21 protein-coding genes are annotated in these 26,576 nt (G+C 61.4%); 11 read left to right on the forward strand and 10 right to left on the reverse strand.

The window, feature by feature from the left end; translation table 11 throughout:
- Positions 1-31: 31 nt before the first annotated feature.
- The gene (locus tag AB1N67_RS12520) at positions 32-484 is read right to left on the reverse strand and encodes a DUF1294 domain-containing protein (protein ID WP_367863018.1); all 453 of its coding nucleotides are present in this window, start codon (positions 482-484) and stop codon (positions 32-34) included.
- 1 nt (position 485) lies between these two features.
- Complete coding sequence (locus AB1N67_RS12525; RefSeq protein ID WP_043211912.1) at positions 486-1,316, reverse strand: undecaprenyl-diphosphate phosphatase; 831 nt, start codon at positions 1,314-1,316, stop codon at positions 486-488.
- A 299-nt stretch (positions 1,317-1,615) separates the two neighbouring features.
- On the opposite strand from AB1N67_RS12525, the gene AB1N67_RS12530 reads away from it, so the two are divergent.
- The 10 genes from AB1N67_RS12530 to AB1N67_RS12575 all read left to right on the forward strand — a co-directional run bounded on the left by AB1N67_RS12530 (position 1,616) and on the right by AB1N67_RS12575 (position 12,526).
- Positions 1,616-3,250: a methyl-accepting chemotaxis protein gene (locus AB1N67_RS12530; RefSeq protein WP_182815187.1), complete on the forward strand. Its 1,635-nt coding sequence runs from the start codon at positions 1,616-1,618 to the stop codon at positions 3,248-3,250.
- A gap of 139 nt (positions 3,251-3,389) precedes the next feature.
- Positions 3,390-3,956, forward strand: coding sequence for a nicotinamide riboside transporter PnuC (gene pnuC, locus AB1N67_RS12535; protein WP_043211861.1), 567 nt, complete (start codon positions 3,390-3,392; stop codon positions 3,954-3,956).
- Positions 3,953-4,504 carry an AAA family ATPase gene (locus AB1N67_RS12540; RefSeq protein WP_090342976.1) on the forward strand — a complete coding sequence of 184 codons (552 nt, stop codon included), beginning with the start codon at positions 3,953-3,955 and terminating at the stop codon, positions 4,502-4,504. Before pnuC ends, AB1N67_RS12540 begins: the two co-directional genes overlap by 4 nt.
- A gap of 298 nt (positions 4,505-4,802) precedes the next feature.
- Positions 4,803-5,240 carry a hypothetical protein gene (locus AB1N67_RS12545; RefSeq protein ID WP_043211856.1) on the forward strand — a complete coding sequence of 146 codons (438 nt, stop codon included), beginning with the start codon at positions 4,803-4,805 and terminating at the stop codon, positions 5,238-5,240.
- A 1-nt stretch (position 5,241) separates the two neighbouring features.
- Complete coding sequence (locus AB1N67_RS12550) at positions 5,242-5,814, forward strand: hypothetical protein (protein WP_043211853.1); 573 nt, start codon at positions 5,242-5,244, stop codon at positions 5,812-5,814.
- A gap of 48 nt (positions 5,815-5,862) precedes the next feature.
- Positions 5,863-7,350 carry a heme utilization protein gene (locus tag AB1N67_RS12555; protein ID WP_090342979.1) on the forward strand — a complete coding sequence of 496 codons (1,488 nt, stop codon included), beginning with the start codon at positions 5,863-5,865 and terminating at the stop codon, positions 7,348-7,350.
- Positions 7,351-7,415: 65 nt separating this feature from the next.
- Positions 7,416-8,096, forward strand: coding sequence for a C39 family peptidase (locus tag AB1N67_RS12560; RefSeq protein WP_043211848.1), 681 nt, complete (start codon positions 7,416-7,418; stop codon positions 8,094-8,096).
- Positions 8,097-8,128: 32 nt separating this feature from the next.
- A complete protein-coding gene (locus AB1N67_RS12565; protein ID WP_043211846.1) occupies positions 8,129-8,872 on the forward strand; it encodes a hypothetical protein in 744 nt (247 codons plus the stop codon).
- A 46-nt stretch (positions 8,873-8,918) separates the two neighbouring features.
- Complete coding sequence (locus tag AB1N67_RS12570) at positions 8,919-10,199, forward strand: transporter (protein ID WP_043211844.1); 1,281 nt, start codon at positions 8,919-8,921, stop codon at positions 10,197-10,199.
- A 170-nt stretch (positions 10,200-10,369) separates the two neighbouring features.
- Positions 10,370-12,526 (forward strand): LTA synthase family protein, encoded by a 2,157-nt coding sequence (locus AB1N67_RS12575; RefSeq protein ID WP_102082075.1) that lies wholly within the window; start codon positions 10,370-10,372, stop codon positions 12,524-12,526.
- Between the two features lie 80 nt (positions 12,527-12,606).
- On the opposite strand, the gene pgm is transcribed toward AB1N67_RS12575, so the two are convergent.
- The 7 genes from pgm to AB1N67_RS12610 all read right to left on the reverse strand — a co-directional run bounded on the left by pgm (position 12,607) and on the right by AB1N67_RS12610 (position 23,415).
- On the reverse strand, positions 12,607-14,244 hold the full coding sequence (pgm, locus tag AB1N67_RS12580; RefSeq protein ID WP_043211843.1) for a phosphoglucomutase (alpha-D-glucose-1,6-bisphosphate-dependent): 1,638 nt from the start codon (positions 14,242-14,244) through the stop codon (positions 12,607-12,609).
- An 87-nt stretch (positions 14,245-14,331) separates the two neighbouring features.
- Positions 14,332-16,593 (reverse strand): ATP-dependent DNA helicase, encoded by a 2,262-nt coding sequence (locus AB1N67_RS12585; protein ID WP_367863019.1) that lies wholly within the window; start codon positions 16,591-16,593, stop codon positions 14,332-14,334.
- The gene (locus tag AB1N67_RS12590; protein WP_197852925.1) at positions 16,590-18,242 is read right to left on the reverse strand and encodes a VRR-NUC domain-containing protein; all 1,653 of its coding nucleotides are present in this window, start codon (positions 18,240-18,242) and stop codon (positions 16,590-16,592) included. Before AB1N67_RS12590 ends, AB1N67_RS12585 begins: the two co-directional genes overlap by 4 nt.
- Before the next feature lie 164 nt (positions 18,243-18,406).
- The gene (locus AB1N67_RS12595; protein ID WP_090342999.1) at positions 18,407-18,973 is read right to left on the reverse strand and encodes a GNAT family N-acetyltransferase; all 567 of its coding nucleotides are present in this window, start codon (positions 18,971-18,973) and stop codon (positions 18,407-18,409) included.
- Positions 18,974-19,198: 225 nt separating this feature from the next.
- Positions 19,199-20,545 carry an aminotransferase class I/II-fold pyridoxal phosphate-dependent enzyme gene (locus AB1N67_RS12600; RefSeq protein ID WP_367863020.1) on the reverse strand — a complete coding sequence of 449 codons (1,347 nt, stop codon included), beginning with the start codon at positions 20,543-20,545 and terminating at the stop codon, positions 19,199-19,201.
- Positions 20,545-21,942 carry a hypothetical protein gene (locus AB1N67_RS12605; protein WP_070574525.1) on the reverse strand — a complete coding sequence of 466 codons (1,398 nt, stop codon included), beginning with the start codon at positions 21,940-21,942 and terminating at the stop codon, positions 20,545-20,547. The genes AB1N67_RS12600 and AB1N67_RS12605 overlap by 1 nt, the downstream gene beginning before the upstream one ends.
- Positions 21,943-22,398: 456 nt before the next feature.
- Positions 22,399-23,415: a zinc-dependent alcohol dehydrogenase family protein gene (locus AB1N67_RS12610; protein ID WP_070574527.1), complete on the reverse strand. Its 1,017-nt coding sequence runs from the start codon at positions 23,413-23,415 to the stop codon at positions 22,399-22,401.
- A 208-nt stretch (positions 23,416-23,623) separates the two neighbouring features.
- Here AB1N67_RS12610 and AB1N67_RS12615 point away from each other — a divergent pair, with 208 nt between their 5' ends.
- Positions 23,624-24,538 carry a LysR family transcriptional regulator gene (locus tag AB1N67_RS12615; RefSeq protein ID WP_043211831.1) on the forward strand — a complete coding sequence of 305 codons (915 nt, stop codon included), beginning with the start codon at positions 23,624-23,626 and terminating at the stop codon, positions 24,536-24,538.
- Positions 24,539-24,556: 18 nt separating this feature from the next.
- Here AB1N67_RS12615 and leuA read toward each other — a convergent pair whose 3' ends face one another.
- Positions 24,557-26,251, reverse strand: coding sequence for a 2-isopropylmalate synthase (gene leuA, locus AB1N67_RS12620; protein WP_317847321.1), 1,695 nt, complete (start codon positions 26,249-26,251; stop codon positions 24,557-24,559).
- Positions 26,252-26,576 lie beyond the last annotated feature (325 nt).

Below are 26,576 nucleotides of genomic sequence, written 5' to 3' on the forward strand. Positions count from 1 at the left end.
ACACGTCGGGGCAGTCATTGCCGCCTCGACATCAATGACCGGTCAGGACGCCGAGCGCACCACCCAGCCAGCGGCCGCCCAGCAGCAAATGGTCGGCCCAGAACGCCTGGTGCAACATCACGATGACCCAGAACGTCGCCTGGTAGGACACCTTGCGCGTCTTGTGTCGAAACAACTGCTGCGCCACCAGCGCGCCGGGCCAACCACCGCACAGCTCGCTGGCGTGCAGGACCTTCTCGGGCGTCCGCCAGGCCTGGGTGCGGGCTCGCTGTTTGTCCTGCCAGTAGAGCAACAGGCTGACCAGACTCGCCAGCGGATACACCACCAATGGCGCCCAGGACTGACCGCTGAAGGCCATTTGCGCGGCACCCACTGCCGGCAGCAGGCACAGCCCGGCCAGGGCCAGCAACTTCAGGTGCACGTTGCGTACGCCCTCCTGGGCGCGGCTGCCGCCACGCCGAGGTACAGTGTGCGAACGGGCCATCTCAGCCGTGCGCCGTGGCCCAGTTGACCCAGCCAAATTGCCAGGTCGCCAGGATCAGCAAGCCGAAAACGATGCGATACCAGGCAAATGCCGCATAGCTGTGGTTAGCGATGAACTTCAGCAGACCCCTTACGGCGATCATGGCGAAGATGAACGAGACCACGAAACCGATGGCGAACACCGGCAGATCGCCAGGCTGGAACAGGTCACGGTACTTGTAGCCCGAATAGACTGCGGCGCCGACCATGGTCGGCATGGCCAGGAAAAACGAGAACTCGGTCGCGGCTTTGCGCGACAGGCCGAACAGCAGGCCGCCGATGATGGTCGAGCCTGAGCGCGACGTCCCCGGAATCATCGCCAGGCACTGGACAAGGCCGATCTTCAACGCGTGACTCCAGCGCATGTCATCGACATGGTCGACCTCGATGCGGTGGTCGCGTCGCTCCGCCCAGAGCATGATCACCCCGCCAACCACCAGGGCTGCAGCCACGGTGACCGGGTTGAACAGGTATTCATGGATCAGATCGGCGAACAGCACGCCCAGCACCACCGCCGGGAAGAAGGCGATCAGCAGATTGGCAGTGAAACGACGCGCCTGGGGTTGGCTCTGCAAGCCGAGGACCACATCGAAGATCTTGCGCCGAAACTCCCAGACCACGGCCAGGATCGCGCCAAGCTGGATGATGATGTTGAACGCCATGGCGCGCTCGCCGCCGAAGTCGATCAGATCGGCGACGATAATCTGGTGCCCCGTGCTGGAGATCGGCAGGAATTCTGTCAAACCCTCGACCACGCCTAAGATGATTGCCTGCAAGGCACTCCAAAAATCCATCATTCCCCCGATGGAGCGCAGCTCCTGGCTGGCCCCTTGTACTTGATTTGCTTAGTGATTGCCGCGAAAGGCCCGGCCGTTTTACAGCGACTGCCGGCCGCATTGCCAGTGGAAATACGCCGATGCCTAAAGGTTTCATCTTGCGCGGCCGAAATCCTATCAGAGGTGCTTGTCAATCGCTCGCACGGCATGCGACACGAAATGCCTCTTCCGGCACTTAGCCCTTGGTCGAGTGTGTCGCGATGCGTAAAGCATGCTTGGATGCGCCTGATAACAAGAACAATGCGGGAGTACCTTTCATGAAGACCTTGAGGTCGATGTCGATCAGCCGTCGCCTGTCGCTGATCCTGCTGGTGGCGGTGGCCATGCTGGTGATCCTGGGCCTGTTGATGCTGCGCCAGCTCCACGGCGACCTGTATCAGGCCAAGGCCCAGAAAACCCAGCACGTGGTACAGACCGCTGCCGGAGTGCTGGCCTACTACCAAGGCCTGGAGGCCGCCGGCACACTCAGCCGTGAGGCAGCCCAACAACAGGCGTTGCAGGTGGTACGTGGCCTGCGCTACGACAAAGATGACTATTTCTGGATCAACGACCTGGGGCCGAAGATGATCATGCATCCGACCAACCCCAAGCTCGACGGCCAGGACCTGTCCGCCATCCGCGACCCTGACGGCTTTGCCGTTTTCAACGAAATGGTCGCCCTCGCCCGCAGCCAGGACGCAGGCTCGGTCAACTACCGCTGGCCCAAACCCGGCGCCAGCGAACCGGTGGCCAAGACTTCCTACATCCAGCTGTTCAAACCCTGGGGCTGGATTATCGGCTCGGGTGTCTATATCGACGACGTTCAGGCCGAATTCGCCCGCCAAGTGCGCGATGCCTCCCTGCTCGGCCTGGGTATCGCCGTGCTGATGGCCCTGCTGGTGCTGTTGATCGCCCGCAGCATCGCTCGCCCGTTGCAGGATGCCGTGCAGGCCATGGGCAACATCGCCAGCGGCGAAAGCGACTTGACCCGGCGCCTGGATACCCATGGTAGAGACGAGCTCACGCATTTGGGCGAGCACTTCAACCGCTTCAACGGCAAGCTGCAGGGTGTGGTCGGCCAACTGCAAGGCGCGGCCCATGCCCTGGCCCAGTCCGCCAGCCACGTCGGCGACAACGCGGGCCAAGCCCAGGCGCGCAGCGTTCAGCAATCGCTGCAGATGGACCAGGTGGCCACTGCCGTCAACGAAGTCACCTATGCGGTTCAAGACGTCGCCAAGACCGCCGAACAGGCAGCCAACGAGATGCACGCGGCCCAAGTGCAGGTCGATCATGGCCAGCAGGCCATCCACAGTAGCCTGGAGCAGATCGACCGGCTGTCGAGCACCATCGACCAGGCGGTGCAGGTGATCCGCGAACTGGCCGGGCACAGCACCCGGATCGGTGGCGTACTGGAAGTGATCCGCTCTATCGCCGAACAGACCAACCTGCTGGCCCTCAATGCCGCGATCGAGGCGGCCCGGGCGGGTGAACAGGGCCGAGGTTTTGCCGTGGTCGCCGATGAAGTGCGGTTGCTGGCTCAGCGCACCGCCCAGTCGACCGCCGAGATCCAGACCATGATCGAGCACCTGCAAAGCCAGTCGGAAGCAGCCGTCAAGGCCATCGACACCAGCAGCGAAGCCTCGCGCCAGACCGTCCATCAAGCCCGCGAGGCCGGCACCAGCCTGGATGCTATCAGCCAGGCATTGAACAACCTCACCGCGCTCAACGCGTCGATCGCCAGTGCCACCTTGCAGCAAGCCCATGTGGTCGAAGAGATCAATCGCAATGTCCTCGACACCGCCGGACTGTCTCAGCAGACCGCCGAGGCGGCCCGCCAGTCCAGCGATGCGGGTGCCTCCCTGGCGCGCCTGAGCGAAGACTTGGAACAGTTGCTGCGCCAGTTCAAGGTCTGACAGCTTATCGATTTGTTCACGGGTGAACCCGCTCCTACCTTAGGAGCGGGGTTGCCCGCGAACAGGCCGCCATCAGCCACTACAGCTTCCCCGCCCCACAGGCTACAATCGCGACCTTCCCCACTCCCAAGGATCGCCGATGTCCGGCCTCGAACTCTTCGCCGCCGTGCTCGGCGTCATCGCCGTGTGGCTCACGGTCAAGCAGAACCCGTGGTGCTGGCCGATCGGCTTGGTGATGGTGCTGCTCTACAGCTGGATCTTCTATGAGGTGAAGCTGTACTCCGACATGCTCCTGCAACTGGTCTATGCCGTACTGCAGTTGTACGGCTGGTGGCAATGGACACGCCCGGAGCGTGTCGAGTACGCCCGTCAGGTGTCCAGCCTGGCCACAGGGCCGATGCTTACAGGGCTTGGGGTCGGCCTGCTGGCAAGTCTTGCTCTCGGCGCGGCGATGGCACACTGGACTGACGCCGCCCAGCCCTGGCTGGACGCCGCACTGACGGGGTTCAGCCTGGTGGCGCAGTGGTGGATGGCGCAAAAGCGCCTGCAGTGCTGGGCACTGTGGATGGTTCTGGACGTGATCTTCGTTGGCCTGTTCCTCTACAAAGGCCTGTACCTGACCGCCGCACTCTACGCATTGTTCACCCTGATCGCCGTACGTGGCTGGCTGCAATGGCGGCGCGACCCGGCGCTGGTGGCGGCATGAAAGTCGTGGTGCTGTGCGGCCCGGAGTCCAGCGGCAAGAGCTGGCTCAGTGGGGAGATCCAGGCACATTTCGGTGGCGTGGTCGTCAGCGAATACGTACGCCATTTCATCGACCAGGAACAGCGTGACACCTGTTACGCCGACATCCCGACCATCGCCCAGGGTCAACTGGCCTGGGAGGACCAGGCCCGTCAGCTGACGCCAGAGCTCTTGATCCTCGACACCCATCTGCTCAGCAACATGCTGTGGAGCCATGCCCTGTTCGATGACTGCCCGCCCTGGCTGGAACAGGCCTTGCTTGCACGTCACTATGACCTGCACCTGCTGCTCAGCCCCCAAGGCGTCGGCTGGGTGGACGATGGCCAGCGCAGCCAGCCCGACCTCAATGACCGCCAACGGTTCTTCGACGACAGTCTGGCGTGGCTGGCACGGCATCGCCAATCGGTGCAGATCATCGGCGGAGAATGGCCGCAAAGAAGCGCGGCAGCCCTGAACGCGGTGCAACGCCTGCTAGAAGGCAAATCTCCCACCTGCCCAACCGAGTGTTAAGGACCTGACACACACTCAAGGGCGCCAGTCCCCGAATTCATGGGCTTTTCACCAGTTTTGGGGGTGGTGTAAGGCGCATGAAACACTTGTGAAAAAAGCCTCGTCAAGCAACACCGATGCAGGATCAGGCCACGCGCGAATGGATATCCGTCTCACGGCTGATACAACAAAATCCAAACATCCGTAGCTAGATTCTCCAACGCCTTGATTTAACGGGTAAATCCAAAAACGGCACACCTTCTGCTCTCATCAGGGCAACGCTGACCCAGGCCAGCGCTCAAGAGAAGGAATTGCCGTCGTGAGGACATTCGATAAAGGCCTGATTCACCACCTGCTGGTCGGTTGCGTATTCGGCTCATGCCTCAGCCTGCCCGCCCAAGCCGACAACGGCATCATCGTGATCACCCGCGATGTCCAGCCCCGCATGGCCATCCGTGCTCCTGTGGCCCCAGACCCCAATCCCACCACCGCCAATGCCAACCCGTCTGCGCACATTCTCAGGCAGACCAACGAACTCAGTGACGGTGACTTCGCCAGCATCACCAGCGGTACGGGCATTTCTTCGATGGTGACCCAGCAGACCACCAACCTGGGCGGCGCCATCGGCAACCAGAACCAACTCCCCAACATGGCCGCTGGCCGCGGCACCGGCTCGGGCAACGGCATTTCCAACATGGTCAACTCAAGCGTCCAACGCGGCCTGGCACCGCTGCAGATTCTGACCGGAGGCAAATGAGATGAGGCAGACGCTGTTAATCCTTACCGCGTTTTGCAGTGCATCGGCCTTGGCCCAACCTCCTGTGATCAACGACGCCACCATCGACAATTCCGGCGCGCAGTACCAGGGCAACTTCAGCCTCAACCAGGCAGCGGGCGACCTGCAGCAGCAGGCCAACGCACGGGCCTTCGCCTATGGCCACGAGGCCAGCGCAACCACGCAGATCCGTCAGGGCCTGCAGTCAGTGGTCGATCCCAACATGGGGGCCCGAGCCAGCATCCAGGGTAGCGCCTTCAGCCATGGCAGCGGCGCACTGGGCGTGAACCAGAGCGCAGGCGCCAGTACCCAACAAGCCAACGCACTGCGGATCAGCATCAGTGCGCATCCACAAGCCATCGACGACAGCGTCCTGCTGCAGCAGAACGTTGCGTTGATCAACAGCTCCGATCCAACCGATGCCTCTCCCGGCTATCGCCAGGTCACCACCGGTGACCAGGCCTTCACCGGTAGCCGTGGGGTCATTCAGTTGAATCAGAGCGCCGGGGTGGGAAACCAGACGGCAAACACCCTGAGCGTCCGGGTCGCTAACTGACCCAAACAGGTGGAACAACACTTAACCTAAAAAAGATGGAGAAACACCATGAAACCCTCGATGGCACTCAAGCCTCTGGTTTTCGCAATTGCTGCGGTCATGGCTGTTGCTGCACAAGCGGATCAGAACGATCGGCGTGGACATGGCCACAATGGCCACCACAATCCTCCACCAAAACCTATCTACACCAGCGCCACTGCCAATGCTGAGGACACTCAACGAAGTACCAACAACTTCATCCTCAATGAAGGCACCATCAACGAAGCCGAAATGAGCAGCTCCGCCGGCGGCGCGAGCGGCAACGTCGGGATCAACGTGGCGGCCGGTAACGGCAACCAACAAGATAACGCGGCGGCCATCGCCAACACCGCGTCCGACAACTCCGCGCTCGACAACAGCTTCGTCTTCGGCGAGTCCGTGGCAACCGCCAGCGTCGATCAGCGCAGCAACAACAACACCGTCAAGAACTGGTCCACTCAAAGCTCCGCAGTCATGAGCGGCTCGGCAGACGGCAGCAGCGGCAACGTGGGTATCAACATCGCTGGTGGCGATCTGAATCAGCAAAAAAACACCATGGCCATTGCCAACAACAGTGCGCCTATGGGTAACTCCACCGCCACCGCTACCGCCAACCAGAACGGCCCAGGCCTGACTGTCATCAACAAGGCAGACCGCACCTATCGGGTGGATACGCTGACCTACACCACCTCCAAGAGCGGTTCGTCCTCCAGTAGCGGCACGTTCGATTCCTCCATCGACAAGAGCTCCAGCTCGAGCTTCAGCGAGTCTGGGTCCAACAGCAGCAGTGCCAGCGGCTCCCACAGCAGCAGCGCCAGTGGCTCGAGCAGCATGACTGCCAGTGGCTCCCACAGCAGCAGTGCCAGCGGCTCCAACAACATGGCAGCCAACGGCTCCAACAGCTGGAATGCCAGTGGTTCGCACAACTCGAGCTCCAGCTCCTCGTCGAGTGCTTCGTTGAACGCGTCGCTGGATGCTTCGGCCAGTGCTGACGCCACCAGCACCAGCACGTTCGGTCCATTCGTACGGACTCGTAGCGAAAGCTTCGACGGTTCGCTTAACGCCAACCTCGACGTGAACGTCGACACCTCGCACGACCAGTCGCATGAGTCGGCGTTCGACAAGTCGTTCGATTCGTCGTTCGACAAGTCGTTCAGCTCCTCGTATGACCGCACCCGCGACTCTTCCTACGAGAAAGCTCGCGACTCTTCGTACGACAAGTCGCGCGAATCGGCGTGGGAAAAAGCGAACGCTTCGGCCTACGAGAAAGCCGGCGAAAAAGCCTCGCAATCTTCGGACACCATCTCGAAGAGCTACAGCGAGTCTAGCGAGTACGCGCTGAGCAACACCGTGTCGTTCCAAGTGCTGACCCCGACCGGCTGGGCCAACCCTGTGACCAACACCGCAACCCTCAGTGGTTCGGTCAATGGCGGCAGCGGCAACCTGGGCGTCAACGTGGCAGCCGGTGTGGGCAACCAGCAAAGCAACTCGCTGGCCATCTCCAACACCTCGATGTAACTGCGACCTGGAGGCCCCCTACGGGGGGCCTCTTCCTAACCAGAAATACAAAGGAGGCGTGGGACATGCGTATTTTCGCCTTGGCGTTGTTGCTGTGCGTGACCAGCGTGGGTGAGGCTGCCCAGATGCCGCTGTCGGTCCTGCCAGGCGGCGCAGTGATCTACAAACCCATCCAAAGCATTCGCGAACGCAAGTTCGCCGACCTGGTGCAACAGAAAACCGACTTCAGTTGCGGCGCCGCGGCGCTGGCGACCATCCTGCGTCAGGCCTACTGGCTGGACGTCGACGAACAACAAATCATCGAGGGCATGCTCGCCCACGCCGACCAGGACCTGGTCCGGGTGCAGGGCTTCTCGATGCTCGACATGAAGCGCTACGTGGAAAGCCTCGGCATGCGCGCCCGCGGCTACCGAGTGGCCCCCGACACCCTGAACAGCATCCGCATTCCGGTGGTCGTGTTGATGGACATCCGGGGCTACAAGCACTTCGTGGTCATGCAGAAGGTCGACAGGGGTTGGGTCTACATCGGCGACCCGGTACTGGGCCACAAACGCTTCACGGTCGAAGATTTCCTTAAGGGCTGGAACGGCATCATCTTCGCCGTCATCGGCCAGGGGTATGACAAGAACAACATCCTGCTCGACCCGCCGCTGCCGCTGAGCGCCAAGAATCGCGTCAGCAATTTCACCCCTGTGCAGGACGCGGAGTTGATGGACTTTGGCTTTATCCAAAGCGACTTCTTCTAAATCAGAATGGGCATGACGCTCCGGGAGCTCCCATGAAGACTTCAACCTGGCTGGTCGCCGCTTGCCTGGCGGCTGCCCTGCCGACCCAAGCCGAGACGTTCAAACCTATCGAGCTCAAGGACCAGGAACTGGCCAACCTGCGAGGTCGGTACGTGATGCCGGGGCGGATCGTCAGCTTCGGCATCGTCATGACCAGCACCTGGCAGAACGCCAACGGCGAGGTGATCGGCGCGACCTCCGCGATGCAGATCCAGCAATCGACCATCAAGCCGCAGTTCTACGTGTCACTGATCAACGAAAAAGGCACCGGTACCTCCCAGCCCAAGAGCAATGGCACAGGCACAGTCACCGGTGGCAGCGGGCTCAACACCACCGAAGGCGTGACCCAGGTGGTGCGGGCCGCCGGTGACTTCAACACCGCCCACAACAATGTCGCCATCAACGTGACCAGGGGCGACAAGGCCCCCAGCGGCACACCCCAGGGGCAGGCCCTTGCCAATGGCTCCACGCTGCTCGGCAGCAACGGCGCGGGAACGCTGAAGGTCTCCTCCTCCGGCAGCGGCGTGCAGATGAACATCGTCGCCAACAACAACCAGGGCAACACCTTCCAACGCATTGGCCAGGGCGGCCTGATGCAGAACACCACGTTGCTCGGCTCAAGCAACCGCGTCAGCAACCTGACCTCGTTCAATGTCGTGCTGCGAGAGGCCCCTGCGGCCGGCTCGATGAACGTCAATCTGGACCAACTTAAAGGCCTCCGTGGTCTTGGATACTGATCTACGCTCAGTCTCATCGAATGCAGTCAGAAGGGACGGCTAACCCATGCACCGTTTGTTGACGCTAAGAGCTATCGTTTGTTTGAGTACCCTGACCCCGGCCACCCTGCTGCAGGCAGCAACCGATCCTCAGGTCGAAGCACTGAAACAGGAGCTGATGGCGCTCAAGGAGCGCTACGAAGCACAACAGAACGCATTGATGGTGCTGGAGCAACGGCTGCGTCAGGTCGAAGAGGCACCACCGGCCCCGGCCCCGCGGCGCCTGACCAAGTCGCCCGCCGAGGGCGTCAAGGGCAGCCAGACCGTCGCCTCCGGCGCGCCTGGCACCACCGGCAGCTCCTACGGGCAATCGCTACAGGACAACTCCGAGCCTGCGCAGAGTGTTTCCAACCTGTATGACGAGGCCAGCGGCTTCTTCGGCGGAGGCAAGTTCAGCTTCGAGACGGGCATCACCTATACCCACTACGACACGCGGGCCCTGACCCTCAACGGGTTCCTGGCGCTGGACTCGATCTTCCTGGGCAACATCAACATCGACCGCATCAAGGCGGACAACTGGACCTTGGACCTGACCGGCCGCTACAACCTGGATCAACGCTGGCAGTTCGACATAAACGTGCCCATTGTCTATCGCGAGTCCACTTACTCCTCCGGTGGCGCTGGCGGCGCCGCCGGGGTCACCTCGGACGATTCGGTAACCCGCGACCCGACCATCGGCGACGTCAACTTCGGCATCGCCTACAAGTTCCTCGACGAGTCGGAAACCTGGCCCGACGCCGTCGCAACCCTGCGGGTGAAGGCCCCGACCGGCAAGGACCCATACGGCATCAAGCTGATCCAGAGCCCGGGCAACGACAACCTGGCGGTGCCCGAGGATCTGCCGACCGGCAATGGTGTCTGGTCGATCTCGCCTGGCATATCGTTGGTCAAGACCTTCGACCCGGCGGTGCTGTTCGCCAGCTTGCAATACACCTACAACATGCAGGACTCGTTCAGCGACATCAGCCCGCAGGTGGGCACAAAGGTCAAAGGCGATGTGAAACTCGGTGATTCGTGGCAGATCGGCGGTGGTATCGCGTTTGCCCTGAACGAAAAGATGAGCATGTCGTTCTCGTTCACCGATCAGTTCTCCAGTAAAAGCAAGATCAAGCCCGATGGCGGCGATTGGCAGTCGATCTCAAACAGCGACTACAACGCCGCGAACTTCAACATCGGCATGACCTTCGCGGCCACCAACAACCTGACCATTGTCCCGAACCTTGCCATCGGCCTGACCGACGATGCACCGGACTTCTCGTTCAGCCTCAAGTTTCCCTATTACTTCTGATGACAGCCGGGGTGCCCAGCACCCCAATGCCATCCTTTATGCAATCTTTTGTAATGAGTCTGCAGGCCGCGCCACGCCTTGCCCTCTGTCCGCAAGCCCTGTCCAGCGCCGAACGCCTGTTATCATGGAGCACACTTGAGTGACTGTTTCATGACAAGAAGGAAGTCTTTGTGAAGAACATACTCGGTCATCCCCGTGCCCGACTGCTCGCCTTGGCAGTCCTGGTGCTGGTGATCCCACTGGGTACAAGGGCCTTGCTCGGCTGGTCCAACCCCTTCGGCTACCTGTCCGATATCGCGGTCGCAAGCCTGTTGGTGCTATTCCTGCATCGTCGCGCCTGGTGGCTGGCGCTGCCCGTACTGCTGATCTGGGGCGCCTTGTTGGTGGCTTCGGCAGAGCTGGTGAGCGCAGTCGGTCGACTACCCAACAGCGCAGACCTCACCTACCTGTTCGATCCGCAGTTCATGGAAAATTCAACCGGCGGCGCCCTGGCCCACGCCTGGCTGCCCTGGCTGTTGCTCGCCGGGTTGCTGGTCTGGTTGATCAGCGCCTGGCGCAGCCGTGGCCTGCGGGGCACGCCCCTGCCGCGCAAGGCCTGGGCCATTCCCGTCGTGCTGCTGGGCGTGCATTGGGCCGGCCAGCATCTGATCCCCTCCGACGCCGACCAATGGCGCCAGTACAACCTACCCCACCAGCTATTGACCGCCGCAGTGGGCAACGTGCAGCGCGCCACCTCCAGCGCCTTGGGCAACGAGCAACCCGTGCCCGTGCTGCCCATCGCCGGCCTGACCCAGTCGGACCTCAACGGGCGCAAGCTGCTGGACGCGCCGGGCAAGGCCCGCAACGTGCTGGTGATTGCCCTGGAAGGCATCCCTGGCGCCTATGTACGGGCCAACCGTCAAGCCCTGCACAGCCATTTTGACGAAGAGCTCATGCCCAACCTCAGCCGCTGGGCGGAGCGAGGCATGAACACGCCCGATTATGTCCTGCATACCCACCAGACGATCCGCGGCCTGTACGCCCTGCTCTGCGGCGATTACGACAAGCTCGCCAACGGCACGCCCAAAGGCATGGAGCTGCTGACCCAGGATTTGCGCAACCAGGCATGCCTGCCGGCGCAGCTGCGCCAGGCCGGCTTCAGCACCCATTACCTGCAAGGTGCTGGCCTGCGCTTCATGGCCAAGGACCGGATCATGCCGCACATCGGCTTCGGGTCAGTGCATGGCCAGGAGTGGTTCACCAACAAGAACTACCTGCATTTCCCTTGGGGCAAGGACGATCGCGCCTTCTTCGAAGGTGCCCAGAAGTACGTCGCCAAGCTGCGCAAGCAAAAGCAGCCCTGGATGCTCACCCTGCTGACCGTCGGCACCCATCAGCCCTATTCAGCGCCGGAGCGCTACCTGCAGCGCTACGACACCGCCAAGCAGGCGGCAGTGGCCTACCTGGATGATGCCCTGGGCGCTTTCCTCGACAACCTCGAGCGCCAGGGCGTGCTCAAGGACACCCTGGTGGTCATCACCTCCGATGAGTCCCACGGTATCGATGGCGTACGCCTGGCCTCTTCATGGGGGTTCAATCTGACGTTGGCACCGGAACAGGCCCAACTGCCGCGCCTCAAGCAAGGCACCTACGGCCATGTGGACCTCGCCACGTCCCTGCTCGACTACTTCGCCTTGCCCATCCCGGCCGCCTTGAGCGGACGCTCGCTGTTCCGCGATTACGACACGGGGCGCGAAATGATCTCCTACACCAACGGCATGCTGCGCTATCACGACGGTCACGGCACCCTGACCGAGTGCGACTTCCAGGAGCGTTGCCGCCGTTACGCAAGCCAAGGTTTCATTGCCGACCATGCCCAGTACCTGGGCCGGGGCAACGAGATCGCAGGCCAGCAGCTCACTGCCCTGGCCAACACGCTGGACCAATCGCTGCTGCAAACCCCGCTCAATCTGCGCTACCAGTTTGGTGGCCCGGCAGCCATCACCTTGCACAAGCGCATCCGCGATGACTGGGCCGACAACCTCATCGGTGCTCAGTACCTGGAAATGCCCCAGGGCACCCATACCCGTGTACGCGTGAAGGTGCGCTCGCTCGACCCGAAACACGACGCCTACATCCAACTCAAGGCCAAGGAATTCGAGCAGGATGTGCCGTTGGGATTGCCCGAGGAAATCATCGTTACAGCCGATCAGCCGCTGGAGCTGGAATTCGGTTTCGACAACCCGTCGGTGCGAAAGGCGTTTTCGTTCCACCTGTTGGGTTATGGCGGGGGCAAGGTCGAGGTCAGTGACTTCAGTGTGGTCACCGGCTTTGCCGGTGGCGGTTGAATCACCTCCAAGACGCCCCCACCCCGTCGGTGGGAGCAGTCTCAGATCGTGATGGGGCTACTGGACAGCCCCGCTGTCCATCAGGCGATTGCCGAATCCACCAACACCTGCGCTTCCTGCACCAGGCGCTGAAGGTGCGCTTCATCGATGAAGCTCTCAGCGTAGATCTTGTAGATGTCTTCGGTACCGGACGGCCGCGCTGCAAACCAACCGTTGGCCGTCATCACCTTCAGACCGCCAATGGCCTGGCCATTGCCTGGCGCATGGCTGAGGATCTGTTCGATCGGCTCGCCGGCGAGCTCGGTGGAGGTCACCTGCTCGGGCGCCAGCTTGCTCAACAGTGCCTTCTGCCGGGCATCGGCCTTGGCTTCCACACGCGTCGCGTACGGCTTGCCCAAGGCCTCGGTCAAGTCGGCATAGGCCTGGCTTGGATTACGGCCGGTACGGGCGGTCATTTCCGCAGCCAGCAACGCCGGAATCAGACCATCCTTGTCGGTGGCCCAGACCGTGCCATCCTTGCGCAGGAACGAAGCACCGGCACTCTCCTCACCACCAAAGCCGAGCGAACCGTCGAACAGGCCCTGGGCAAAGAACTTGAAGCCCACCGGCACTTCGTACAGCTCACGGCCCAAACGAGCGGTCACGCGGTCGATCAGGCCGCTGCTGACGACAGTCTTGCCCACCGCCGCATCGCTGCGCCACAGCGGGCGATGACGGAACAGGTAATCGATGGCCACGGCCAGGTAATTGTTCGGTTGCAGCAAGCCATCGGGAGTGACGATGCCATGGCGGTCATGGTCCGGGTCGCAGGCGAAGGCCACGTCGAAGCGCTCGCGCAGACCGATCAGGCCTTGCATGGCATGGGGCGAAGAGGGGTCCATGCGGATCTGGCCATCCCAGTCGACGGTCATGAAACGGAACGTTGGGTCGACCTCGGTGTTGACCACGTCCAGATCCAGACGGTAGTGCTCGGCGATCGCCTGCCAGTAGCGCACCCCTGCCCCGCCTAGCGGGTCGACACCCAGGCGCAGCTTGGCAGCGCGGATGACGTCGAAGTCGATGACGTTCTCAAGATCCGCCACATAGCGGCCTACATAGTCGTAACGCTGAGTGGTGGCGGCCTGCAGGGCCTGGGCATGGTCCATGCGCTTGACGCCGGCAAGACCTGCGGCCAACAGTTCGTTGGCCTTGGCTTCGATCCACTTGGTCACGTCGCTGTCGGCCGGGCCGCCATTGGGCGGGTTGTACTTGAAACCACCGCTTTGCGGCGGGTTGTGCGACGGCGTGATGACCACGCCATCGGCAAGACCCTGCTGGCGGCCACGGTTATGGCAGAGAATGGCATGGGACACGGCCGGAGTCGGTGTGTACTCATCGTCCTTGGACAGCATCACCTGCACGCCGTTGGCGGCGAGTACTTCCAGGGCGCTGGCTGCGGCCGGAGCCGACAGCGCATGGGTATCGGCGCCGACGAACAACGGGCCATCGATGCCTTTTTCCTGGCGATACAGGCAGATGGCCTGTGTGATGGCCAGTACGTGATCTTCATTGAAGCTCAGTTCCAGCGACGTGCCCCGGTGCCCCGAGGTGCCGAAGGCCACACGCTGAGCCGCCACCGCGGCATCGGGACGTCCGGTGTAGTAGGCGGTGAGCAGGCGGGGGATATCGACCAGCACGCTGGCCGGAGCCGGCTTGCCTGCCAAAGGACTGAGCGTCATGCAAGAACCTCGAGTTCAACAGGATGTTGGTGTTGGAACACGCAGTGTACTGGGAGTTGCAACGCCGTGCGATGGGCCCTGCGCGGTTTATTCGCCACCGGTCTGCCACCAGGCAGGGAACATCTGCTGCACCCGTGGTTCGGCGAAGCGTTCGTCGATCAACAGCAGCACCCCACGGTCCTGATCGCCTCGAATGACCCTGCCTGCAGCCTGGATCACCTTGCGCACGCCAGGGTAGAGATAGGCGTAGTCGAAGCCCGCGCCGAACTGGCGCCCCAGGCGCTGCTTGAACTGCTCGTTGACCGGGTTGACCTGGGGTAGCCCCAGGGTGGCGACGAACGCACCGATCAAACGACTGCCAGGCAGGTCGACTCCCTCGCCGAAGGCACCGCCCAGCACGGCAAAACCGACACCTTTGCCATCGGGCACGAAACGCTTCAGAAACGCCTCCCGCGCGCCTTCGTCCATGCCTGGCGCCTGCTCCCACCGAGGGATTGCCGGATAACGTTCGGCCAGCAAGGTGGCCACCTGCCCTAGATATTCGAAGCTGCTGAAGAACGCCAGGTAATTGCCCGGCCGGGCGCGGTACTGCTCGGCGATCAGTTCGACGATCGGTTCCAGCGACGCCTGGCGCTCCCGGTAGCGGGTGGACACCTCGCTGACGATGCGCACCGCCAGTTGTTCGGCGCGAAACGGTGCCGCCACCTCCAGCCAGGCCGTGTCGGTCGGCATACCCAGCAGGTCGGCGTAGTAATGCCGTGGGCTTAAGGTGGCAGAGAACAGCGTGACGCTACGCGCCGCCTGCATGCGCGGCCCCAGCAGCCGCGCCGGCACCACGTTGCGCAGGCATAAGGTCGACAAGCGACGCTTGCGCGGGCCCGTGCGCAATGTCACGTCGAATATGAAGTGATCGTCGAACAGCTCAGCGACCCGGGTGAACTGCAGGGCCTGGAAGAAGAACTGCAACAGCGCCGGGTCGAGCTCGCCAGGCGCCTGCTCCAGACGTTCCTGGATCAGGCCGATGCACTGCGCAAGCGTGCGCAGAAAGTCTTCAGGCAGCCGATCGAGCGTCTGATAAGGGGCTTGTTGCGCCTTGTACAAGGCGTTCCACTGCCGGTTCAAACGCTCGAGGGCACTGCCCACGCCTGGGGGTTTGCTCTGGCGCAGGCTGGCCAACTGGCCTTGGTCCAAGCTTGCGCTGTACATTCCCCGCCCCCGCTCGACCAGGTTGTGCGCCTCGTCCACCAGCACCGCCACACGCCACTGGTTGGCTTGGGTCAGGGCATGCAGCAAGGCGTGGGCGTCGAAATAATAGTTGTAGTCGGCCACCAGCACATCGGCCCAACGCGCCATTTCCTGCCCTAGGTAATAAGGACAAACTTGGTGCGCCAACGCCACCTCGCGGAGCACCGCCTTGTCGAGCAGCGGCCGGCGCGCCGCCTCCTCGCGCGCTGCATGCAGCCGGTCGTAGAAGCCTCGGGCCAACGGACAGGACTCGCCGTGACAGGCGTTTGCGGGGTATTCGCAGGCTTTGTCCCGCGCGATCAGTTCCAGAGTGCGCAAAGCCGGCTGCGGGGTGGCATCGGTGATCTGGCGCAAGGCATCCAGCGCCAGGGCCCGGCCTGGAGTCTTGGCGGTCAGGAAGAACACTTTGTCCAGTTGCTGGGGTGCCATGGCCTTGAGCAATGGGAACAAAGTCCCTAGGGTCTTGCCGATGCCCGTGCTGGCCTGGGCCATCAGACAGCGGCCAGTGCTCACCGCCTTGTACAGCGTCTCGGCCAACTGGCGCTGGCCTTGGCGAAATTGCGGGTAGGGAAACCCCAAAGCCTTGAGATCCCTGTCACGTTCTACCAGGCGCTGCTGCTGGACTTCGGCCCAGACCAGAAATCGCTGGCACTGGACCTCGAAAAAGCGTTGCAGGTCCGAAGCGCTGTGCTCTTCGCTGATCAGTGTCTGGCGGTCGCTGTCCACGTCCAGGTAGACCAACGCGACGTCGATCGTCTCCAGCCCCCGGGCCTGGCACAGCAGCCAGGCATAGACCTTGGCCTGCGCCCAGTGCAACTGACGATGGTTGTGCGGCTGACGGGCAAGGTCGCCGCGGTGGGTCTTGATCTCTTCCAGACGATTGCGCACCGGGTCATATCCATCGGCTCGGCCACGCACGCACAAGCTCTGGTATTGGCCTTGCAGCGCTACCTCCGCCTCGTAGTCTGCGCCGCGCCGCGCCACAACCCGACGATGACCGGCGATCCCTTCCTGGGCCGTGGGCGATGGCGTGAAGCGCAGGTCCAAGTCGCCTACCTTAGCGCTGAACTCGCACAACGCACGGACTGCCACGGTGTAGGTCATGTCGGCGTCTCGGTCCAGCGTACATGGCACACCGCCACCGGCAAGTCGTGCTCACGGCAGAAAGCGAGCCAACGCAACTGGTTGTCCTGCAGTCGGTCTCCAGGCCCCTTGACCTCGATCATGCGGTAACGGCCTTCGGCAGGCCAGAACTGGATCAGGTCAGGCATGCCCGCGCGATTGCTGCGGATGTCCTGCAAAAGACGGATGAAACACTGTTTGAGGTGAGCCGCCGGTATGCACGCCAGGGCTTGCTCGAGCAGCTCGGGAGTGAGCATCGGCCAGAATACGAAAGGGGATTGCAGCCCATGCTTGGCGGTGAAACAGTCGCGCATGGCCTGACGGTAGCTGCCATCGTCGAGCCGACTCAGGCAGGCCTGGAACAACGCCGCGCGTCGTTGCTGGAAGTCGCTGTCGTGCAGATCCTGCGGGCCGGCCTGGAAGGGGTGGAAGAACGCGCCTGGTACCGGGGCGAAGATTGCCTCCCAGCACAAAAGGCCGAACAGGCTGTTGAACAGGGTGTTCTCGACGTAGTGACAGGTGCTTGCGCCCTCAGCCAGGTGCAGGCGTACCGCCTCTTCGACACCAAGGGCGGAACGTTCGATCGGTAGCTGCAACTCGATCAACGCCAGGTCCGCCGGGCGGCGGCGCGCTTGCGGCGGACCACCGAGCTTGCGCGCCAGGCGTGGCAACATGCGCGCCAACGCTTGTTGTTCCTGCGCATTGGCAGGCGAGGCGGCCAACTCCAGCGCCAGTGCCTGCGCCCGGTCCCACTGCTCACTGCGCTCCAGCACCCGCACCTGGCGTACACGCGCTTCGGGATGATCACTGCGGGCATAGACCACCAAGGCCTGGTCCCAGTCCCTCCGGCGCTCGCACTGCTGACCGATGCTGTACATCAATCGCCCGCGTCGCCGTACCAACCACGGGTTGTCGCTGTGCAGTCCCTCCAGGGTGGCCAGCAGCGAGTCGGCGTCCTCCCCTTGCTCCAGCCGGTCGGCGCACTGGTGCAACGCCATGGCCAGGTCGATCTCCGTGCGCTGGCGCAAGACGCGTGAATCGACACTCAGCGGCACTTGCTCATAACGCAGCAAACCCAGATCGGCGAGCACGAACTCCGACCAGTCCTGATAAAGATTGCCGAAAAACAACAGGCGCAAGCGATCACATAATGGCTGCAGGCGCCAATGGAAGATACGTATCGGAGATTGCGCAAACCACTCAGTCAACGTGCGGGGCGCCAGCGCCAAAGGCTGCAACTGCGCAAGCAGTTCGCCTTTGGCGGCCCGTGGCTTGCTCAGGTGCGCGGCAAAGCATTGGGCCAGCTCCTGTTTGCGCAGCACATCGAACAATTGCTCCAGGGTCAGGACGGCGTCGTCGCTGACCCACCCCAACGCCAGCAGTGGTTGCAATGCCGATGAGCAATCACCGATTTCGGCGTAGTCGAGCCTGTCACTGCGAAACAGTTCGCCCTTGCGCATGACCATTCGAACCATCAAGGCCTGGGCAGGCTCGGGCAACCGCTCGAACGCCTGTAGAAAGCAGTGCTCGACCTCATCGAGCAGATCGGCGTAGCGCTGCTCGACCCAGGCCAGGACCTGCCGGAAGTTATGCAGGTAATAAAGAGGGTCGTCGACGGAATGGGCAATCACGGTGCGCGTTCAGGTATGGGAACAGGCACTGGTTATACATACAGACCCCAAGCACTGGCAAGTGCTACAGGTCGCCTCGCTGGTGAGCTCAGGGTCTTAAAAAATGGATCCGCACCCGCCCCTACTGCGTTGAAACGGGGCCTGCAATGCCCGTTCAAGTGCCGTCAAGGCCTGTGCATTAGATAGGCTTCCCCGCTCACTCGAACCATCGGGTGGGGCACGATCGTGCAGGTTTTGACGATCTTGAAACCGTGCCGTTCGTAAAAGCGCCGGGCACCGGTGTTCGCAGCATAATCGATCAAGCTCAGGCCCTTGAGCCCCAGTTGATCAGCGCGTTGCTGAGCCTGCTCAAGGAACTGTACACCCAAGCCCTGATTACGCCAGCCATCGTGAAGAGCCAAGCTCGAAATATAGAGCGTGTCGGGAACTTCCATATCGGCATAAGGTGCCAATACAGGGTCAGTCATCGGGGCTGGGTCTGGATCGTGATGCATCGCGTAGCTATGCATCATGCCGATGACCTGCCCGTCGGCTTCTGCAATTAGGCAATTTTGATAGGAGAAATCCACGTTATCACGGGCATAACGGGCAGTGCCGACATCCAGCAAATCCTGGCCCGGCTCTGCCAACTGGCTCCAAATATAATCGGCTACCCCTTCGGAAGTTATTTGAAACAACCGAGCAATGTCACGCGCATCCGAGCTGCGACCCGGACGAAATACGACGGCCATGTAGACGACTCCAGACAAAGTGTCGCCCCTTATAGCGTGTAGGAAAACGTGTTTCAACACCGCCTATAAAAAGACACGCCAATGTTATTAACCAACTTGAAAGTGCGTCGTACAAGGCTATTTAAATGTCGTACTCAGGCAACAATGAAGACTTAACTCACTTTGGCCACTTTAATATTGAAAACACAATGATCCCTGGCGGAACCGATCAGCGGACGCACTCACTCAACGACCGACAAGTACCCTTCCCAGCCGGCGCAACACTTGGTCCAGCCCCTCCCATGACTCGGCGCACCAGACCAACAGCACGTGCTGCGGGAAACTGCCTTTGAGCCCGAACAACTCCCCAGGAATGACAGACAACGGGCTACCCGCCACTGCCGCCAGAATGGCGTCCATATCGATCGGTTGGTTCAGGCGTGCCCAGATCCCCCGCCCGCCATCAGGCTTGGCAAACGCCAGGTGCGTGCCCAGACGCAGTTCGATTCGACTGCAGAGGTAGTCCATTCGAGTCTGCAGATCGAAGCGCAAGGCAGGCAAGCTATCGTCGACCTCCCCTTTTGTGAACGTATGCGCTACCGCTTGCTGACGCAGTGGGGGTAACAGAAAGCCTCGTCTGGTGATGGCTTCGTCGACGCAGGGTTGGCGACACAGCAGGTAGGTGTAAGGCGCTTCAGCGCCCAACGTGGCCTCCAGCGAACCGAGTATCAGCAGGCGACTCGCGTCGATGTCATCGCGTAGCCGCGACGCCGGAGGGCCTGCGAAACAGTGGTCGCTGTCCATGTCGTTCTCCAGCAGCAAAGCGGGATGCTCGGCGAGCACACGGGCCAGTTGCTGCTGATCCTGCGCAGGCGTCAGGCGGCCCAGTGGCATGGACAGGCAGGAAGGCATCACCACAAGCTGTACCGGCTCATGTTCGAGCAAGCGTGTGAACGCGCCCATGTCCATCCCCCCATGAGCAGCCAACGGTGCTTCCAGTACTCGCATGCCAGCCTGCTGCAAGCCATGCAACAGGCGCCAGCAGCAAGGGGTTGCCACCACAGCCGTTGCCCCTTGAAGACGCAGGGCAAGCAACAGCGTTTCAAGCAAGGCCTGTACATCCGTGGCCAAGTGCACGTGCCGAGCATTCCAGCAATGGCCAGAAGCGCGGGTGTAGCGTGCGGCCAAAACGCTACGCAACAACGCGCCGCTGCCCAAGCGCCACGTCGCCTGCCCGCCCTGGCGCGAGAGGCGTCGTTCATGGGCGAGCAACGTGCGTTCCAGTGTATGAGGCGATGGCATGGCCAGGACGGATACCGGAGGGACCAAGGGCGCATGCGCCCCTGTCGAAGCGATCTGCGGTTCGGCGAAATTCACGAAGTACCCTGATTTGGGCACCGAACGAACCCGGCCTTGACGCTCCAACAGGCTGTACGCGCACTGTACGGTCGCCAGCGAAACCCGAAGGCGCCGGGCCAGGTCGCGCAAGGAGGGTAGACGCCCCCGTTCTGCATAATCGGCTTGGGCAATCAGGGCATCCAGATAGCGATATACGCCCTGGTAGGCGAATTCCCCACGCACCGAACGCCCCATCAGAATGCCGCCTGGCGGACGATCACAGGCGTAGAGTCCAGGGGTGGCAACCACCGCAGCGCTGCATCCCGCCGCGTCAAACTCACCAGCAGACGCCAAGCGGATGGCTCGAGGCGAGCCGCGTAGATCGCCTGCAACTGCACCAGGCTCAACCCACTGACGTCCACCAGCCAGTGCTTGATGGTTTCAGGGCAAGGTTTGCCTTGCAGTGCCTTGTGCAGATAAGGCAAGGCCACTCCCATGCGTGGATGGCAAGCGTGCACGAAGTCCGCCAGTTTTTTACCTCGCCCGCTGAAAGGGGTGAACAGCAGGCACGTGAGTTGCTCCTCATTGAGCCCCAGCCCCTGCAGGAACGACACCCTTCCCTGCTGCTGTACCCGCAGCCACCAGCTGGCGCGTGCATCCTTAATAGAGAGCTGCCCCTCCCGCTCCCGGGGCTGTCGCGCCCGCAGATGTGCATGCGCCCCCGTCAGGTTTTCCACGATGCCGGACGCTGTCCAGGCGCCCAGTGGCGTATTGGCTAAGCCATGCTCTTTTGGCGGGCCCAGCATCGCGTCCAGGTGATGCGCTTCGCTCGAGGGGCAAAGCAAGTCGTCCACCGTCAACATCTTGAGCGGCAACTCAGGGCGCATTGCCGTGGGCATGTCCAGACACCGTCCCAATGGTGCCCCGACCCGCATATGCAGGCGACTCAACCCCTCAGCCAAGGCCGCAGCACACCGAGCCACGTCGCCAAGCCCCTCGAGCTCCCCAGTCAGTCGCAAGATCCGCCGCCCCCAGGCCATGACACGTCTGCGCTCACGATCAGGCAAGGCCGTGATCAAGGCGGTGGCAGCGCCGCTGTGATCGAGCGTCCCTTGCAAGGCGCCAGCCAGTTGCAGATGCAAGCGGCAGCCCAGCAGGGCCTTGGGCGTCGCCTCAGTGAGGTGCCCGAACATCAGCAAGGCCTGCCGCGAAGCCACCCAAGGCCGCACAGCTTGTGCCACGCAGGTGCTGAACGGCACCACCTTGTCATCTTCCAGCATGAGCAGCTGTACCCTGGGGTCATCCTGCATGAACAGCGCGTTGAACAGGCGCTCATGACTCAGTTGCATATGTGGGTCGGGCGCGGGCAGACAGCTCACGATCACCCTCAAACGGAAGGTCCGGCCGCCACGCAAGGCCAGACTTAACTGTGCAGCGCGTAAATTCGCCAGCAGATGCGCACTGCGACGGTCACCCCCCAGCACCACCACCAGCTGGAACTCACCGATGTACGGCTCCCCGCCTGCGGCGACCGTCAACCGCTGGATCAACAATTGCAGCGAGGCGTGTTGCCCGCGGGGCATCTGATTACATACACGGTCCAATACTTGTTGATAGATGGACTGCATGGCCTGGTCATGAAGACTGCTCATCGGAACACTCCCTGTTCTTCATCACGGTGTTTAAACGTAAAGTGCGAAATAAACAGTTGGGCCAGCCCAACTTTGCTGACCTTTCCTACAAAGTCTTGGGAAATACCGAAGCACACCACCCAAGCCAATTCACCCCGCACACTGGCGCACGCGCGCCAAAGCCTTCCCAAGCCCATCCATCGCTCCTATGAATCATCCGTACAGGGTCATTATCGAAGGTTGCATTACGAATAAAAGATACAGATCTTGGTAAAAAAACCATTCACCCACGTCCGCTTTAATCGTTAAAAGTTAAGACGTAATTGCATGACTGCAGCCCCACACCTCATTTATTAATTGTCAACTTCTACCTGTAAGACAATATTCAATGATGCGTAGGAATTATCTTTAGCTCGACCCAAAGAAAAAGCCCGGACCAAAGGCCCGGGCTTTTTTTGCACGATGACAAGCTTGGCATTAACCCATCGTCAAGACGATCCGACCCCCACAGGGGCATTCATCCATCTCGCGATGTGCCTCGACCACATCGGTGAATGGATAGACCTTGCTGATCTGGGGTGTCAGCAACTGATCGGCGGTGAACTGATTGATGTCACGCAGGGCACGTTGCAAGGCAACTTGGTCCTGCGCAATGCCCAGCTCCGGCTTACCGGTGAAATTGCCGATGCAGTGCACGTAGAACTGAATGTTCTTCTGAAACGCCGCACAGGCCGGGAATGGCGTCTGGTTTCCGCCCTGCAGGCCGTACAGCACCAGGCTGCCACGCGGTGCCAGGACATCTCCAAGCAGCGACATCTGCGGCCCGCCCATGCCGTCCAGGACCATGTCGACGCCACGGCCATCGGTGTATTTGGCCACCTGCATGAGCAGGTCCTGCTCTTCGGTGACGATCACTTTCTCGGCGCCAAGGCTCAGCAGGTAGTCGCGCTGCTCGGGGTCCTTGGTGGCGGCAAACACCTTCAGACCCAATGCCTTGCCCAGTTGCACGAAGGCAGGCCCCGCGCAATGGCTGGCGTCAGTGACCAATGCAGTCTGGCCGGCTTTCGCACGGGCCAGGTCGACGTAGGCGAAGTAGGCAATCAGCAGCGGTGTGTAATGCACGCTGGCTTCGATCGGCGTCAGGATGTCGGGATAACGGGTGATGGCGGTACGCGGCAGGACGATGACATCGCCGTAGACCGGGTGTTCGTTGGCGCTGGTGGCCGGGAAGCTGGCTACCCGATCGCCCACGGCGATATCCTCGACGCCCTCGCCGACCGCTGTCACTACCCCGGCCATTTCATGACCGATGCCCGCCGGCAGGCGTGCCTGGGAGGGTGCCAGGTTCTGCCGCCAGAGCACGTCGTACCAGCTGACGCCAATCGCCTGGACGCGGATCTGCACCTCGCCCGTCGCGGGGGACGGCTCGGTCTGCTCTTCGCAGCGCAGAACGTCGGCGGCGCCGAACTTGTGGAAACGAATCATGCGGGACATCACATACCTCGCCTTCGTGAATCTCGTATTACCACGGACTTTATCCGGGCTTTTACCGTAAGACCATCAGTGGCTATTAATAGTTGACATGCCTGTCATCGATTGGGCTCCTGGCAAATCCGTGCATTGGTCCCCGGAAATCGGTGCAGGGTACCAGCCTTTGGCCTTAAGATTCATCCCTGACCTACTCTAGGCCGAGCACTCTTCGATGAACCGTAACGACCTGCGCCGCGTAGACCTGAACCTGCTGATCGTGTTCGAGACACTCATGCACGAACGCAGTGTGACCCGTGCCGCCGAGAAGCTGTTCCTCGGCCAGCCGGCGATCAGTGCCGCCCTGTCGCGCCTGCGTACCCTCTTCGATGACCCGCTGTTCGTGCGTACCGGCCGCAGCATGGAGCCCTCGGCCAGGGCTCATGAGATCTTCGCCCTGCTCTCGCCGGCGCTGGACTCGATCTCCACGGCCGTCAGCCGCGCCGCCGACTTCGACCCAGCCACCAGCACCTCGGTGTTTCGCATCGGCCTCTCCGACGATGCCGAATTCGCCTTGCTGCCGCTGTTGCTCAAACGGATTCGCGCCGAAGCGCCGGGCATCGTGCTGGTGGTGCGTCGGGTCAACTACCTGCTGATGCCCACATTGCTCGCCTCTGGCGAGATCTCGGTAGGCGTGAGCTACACCAATGAACTGCCAGCCAACGCAAAGCGCAAGATCCTGCGCCGCAGCCAGCCCAAGTTGCTGCGCGCCGATAGCATGCCCGGCAGCCTGAGCCTGGATGACTTCTGTGCACGGCCCCATGCCCTGGTGTCGTTCGCAGGCGATCTGTCCGGCTTCATCGACGAAGCCCTCGAACAGATCGGCCGCAAGCGCCATGTGGTCCTGGCCGTGCCGCAGTTCAACGGCCTGGGTAGCCTGTTGGCGGGCACCGACATCGTCGCCACGGTGCCCGACTACACCGCCGACGCACTGACCGCCGCCGGCGGCCTGCGCGCCGAAGACCTCCCCCTGGACGTGCGCACCTTCGAGCTGCACATGGCCTGGCGCGGCGCACAGGACAACGACCCGGCCGAGCGGTGGTTGAGGTCGCGGATTCAGATGTTCTTCGGCGATCCTGACAGCCTTTGATCGCCAAGCGCGGTCTGCCTAAGCCGTGGCGGTTACGCTCAGAGACTTGAGCAATCCCAGACGCGTGGCACGGCAGACAGCGCTCACGACAGCCATGAGTGATGCCTGGAGCACGCTGCCGTCCCTGCCCACTCCAAACAGCAGCTGGTTGTTGACACGTATCTCGATGTAAGCGATGGCTTCGGACTGGGCGCCATCACGCACAGCGTGCTCGTGGTAATCGGCAATATCGAAGGCCAGACCTTGTTGGGCAAGCGCATCTACCAGCGCGGCCAATGGGCCGTTGCCTTCGCCAGCAAGCGCCAGGTGCTCACCGTCAATTGCCAGTTGTGCGTCAAGGTACGTACGGGTTTCGTCCGTGGCGAGCACCGGTTGCAGCAAGGTGTATGGATTGCCCTGCTCCAGATAGTGTTCGGTGAAGCACGACCAAATCATCTCACGGGTGATCTCCCTGCCTTCGCTATCGGCAACCTGCTGCACCAGCCCGCTGAATTCCATCTGCAACCGGCGCGGCAGGACGATACCCTGCTGCTCCAGCAGATAGGCCACACCACCCTTGCCTGACTGGCTGTTGACCCGGATGACGGCTTCATAACTACGTCCCATGTCGGCCGGATCGATCGGCAGGTACGGAACCTCCCAGAACCCGTCGGGATCGCTTTGGCGGCGGGCGAAGCCTTTCTTGATAGCGTCCTGGTGAGAACCGGAAAATGCCGTGAATACCAATTCTCCCGCGTAGGGGTGACGTGGGTGGGTCGGCAACTGGTTACAGAACTCGACCTCGCGCTGGACGTGGATGATGTCGGAGAAATCCAGCCCTGGACTGATGCCACTGGTATAGAGGTTCATCGCCAAGGTCAGAAGATCGACATTACCGGTACGCTCACCATTGCCGAACAACGTCCCCTCGACCCGCTCGGCTCCCGCCAGGCAGGCCTGCTCGGCAGTAGACACGCCGGTACCACGATCATTGTGTGGGTGGACGCTGATGATCACACTGTCACGCTTGCGTACATGGCGGCAAAACCATTCGATCTGGTCAGCAAACACGTTAGCGGTGGAGACTTCCACGGTAGTGGGCAGATTCAGGATCATCTTGTTGGTTGGTGTCGGATCGAATACATCGATCACCGCTTCACAGATTTCCAGGCCAAAGTCGAGCTCGGTGAAGCAAAAGGTTTCAGGCGAATATTGGTAAGTCCACTGCGTCTGCGGGTTGGCCTGCATCAGCGCCTTGATCTCACGGGTGGCCTGAGTGGCAATCTCGATGCAGCCAGCCCGATCCACGCCGAACACCACATCACGAAACACGGGAGCAGTGGCGTTATAAACATGCACGATGGCCCGTGGCACGCCCTTGAGCGCTTCGAAAGTACGTTCGATCAGGTGAGTGCGCGCCTGGGTCATGACCTGAATAGTGACATCCTCGGGAATGGCGCCGCTCTCGATCAATTCACGCACATAGTCGAAGTCGGTTTGTGAGGCGGCCGGGAAACCTACCTCAATCTGTTTGAAACCGACTTTCACCAGCAAGTCGAAAAAACGCCGCTTGCGTTCAGCGTTCATCGGCTCGATCAGTGCCTGGTTACCGTCACGCATGTCGACACTGCACCACAGGGGAGCGGCCTTTTGAACGCGATTGGGCCATTGGCGGTCTGGCAAATTGACTGTGGCGAAATGGCGATACTTACGGGAAGGATCCTTCAACATCATGGCGGCTTCTCCTCTGCCTGGGTTTGCTGTGTAGCCGCCCGAACAGAACCGGAGCGACATTGGATCCAATCTAAACCCTGGCCGCTTCAGGAGGATTGCGTTTTGTCGCTCACAAATGCCAAATTTCCAACATATATTGCTATGTACTTCGAATAATTGGGTTTTTATAGCCGTATAGTTCAAAAACAAGAACTTTTCTACCGAAACACCATTCTACAGTGATCGACCTTACAAATCGGTACCGTCGCCCGGCACTGCGCAAGACATTCGACAAGTTACCAATGGTAGGTTACTTTTCGTAGCTAACAGCCAGCGGACACCTATG

The organism is Pseudomonas guariconensis (assembly GCF_040822035.1).
Lineage (GTDB): Bacteria > Pseudomonadota > Gammaproteobacteria > Pseudomonadales > Pseudomonadaceae > Aquipseudomonas > Aquipseudomonas guariconensis.

Bases quoted from the DNA above. Each gene is read 5' to 3' on its own strand.
- AB1N67_RS12615 (WP_043211831.1), top strand. From the start codon at position 23,624: ATGAACCGTAACGACCTGCGCCGCGTAGACCTGAACCTGCTGATCGTG.
- AB1N67_RS12565 (WP_043211846.1), top strand. From the start codon at position 8,129: ATGAAGACTTCAACCTGGCTGGTCGCCGCTTGCCTGGCGGCTGCCCTG.
- pgm (WP_043211843.1), bottom strand. From the start codon at position 14,244: ATGACGCTCAGTCCTTTGGCAGGCAAGCCGGCTCCGGCCAGCGTGCTG.
- AB1N67_RS12560 (WP_043211848.1), top strand. From the start codon at position 7,416: ATGCGTATTTTCGCCTTGGCGTTGTTGCTGTGCGTGACCAGCGTGGGT.
- AB1N67_RS12585 (WP_367863019.1), bottom strand. From the start codon at position 16,593: ATGACCTACACCGTGGCAGTCCGTGCGTTGTGCGAGTTCAGCGCTAAG.
- AB1N67_RS12600 (WP_367863020.1), bottom strand. From the start codon at position 20,545: ATGGGGCGTTCGGTGCGTGGGGAATTCGCCTACCAGGGCGTATATCGC.
- AB1N67_RS12610 (WP_070574527.1), bottom strand. From the start codon at position 23,415: ATGTCCCGCATGATTCGTTTCCACAAGTTCGGCGCCGCCGACGTTCTG.
- AB1N67_RS12555 (WP_090342979.1), top strand. From the start codon at position 5,863: ATGAAACCCTCGATGGCACTCAAGCCTCTGGTTTTCGCAATTGCTGCG.
- leuA (WP_317847321.1), bottom strand. From the start codon at position 26,251: ATGATGTTGAAGGATCCTTCCCGTAAGTATCGCCATTTCGCCACAGTC.
- AB1N67_RS12595 (WP_090342999.1), bottom strand. From the start codon at position 18,973: ATGGCCGTCGTATTTCGTCCGGGTCGCAGCTCGGATGCGCGTGACATT.
- AB1N67_RS12540 (WP_090342976.1), top strand. From the start codon at position 3,953: ATGAAAGTCGTGGTGCTGTGCGGCCCGGAGTCCAGCGGCAAGAGCTGG.
- AB1N67_RS12530 (WP_182815187.1), top strand. From the start codon at position 1,616: ATGAAGACCTTGAGGTCGATGTCGATCAGCCGTCGCCTGTCGCTGATC.
- AB1N67_RS12520 (WP_367863018.1), bottom strand. From the start codon at position 484: ATGGCCCGTTCGCACACTGTACCTCGGCGTGGCGGCAGCCGCGCCCAG.
- AB1N67_RS12605 (WP_070574525.1), bottom strand. From the start codon at position 21,942: ATGAGCAGTCTTCATGACCAGGCCATGCAGTCCATCTATCAACAAGTA.
- AB1N67_RS12525 (WP_043211912.1), bottom strand. From the start codon at position 1,316: ATGGATTTTTGGAGTGCCTTGCAGGCAATCATCTTAGGCGTGGTCGAG.
- AB1N67_RS12570 (WP_043211844.1), top strand. From the start codon at position 8,919: ATGCACCGTTTGTTGACGCTAAGAGCTATCGTTTGTTTGAGTACCCTG.
- AB1N67_RS12550 (WP_043211853.1), top strand. From the start codon at position 5,242: ATGAGGCAGACGCTGTTAATCCTTACCGCGTTTTGCAGTGCATCGGCC.
- pnuC (WP_043211861.1), top strand. From the start codon at position 3,390: ATGTCCGGCCTCGAACTCTTCGCCGCCGTGCTCGGCGTCATCGCCGTG.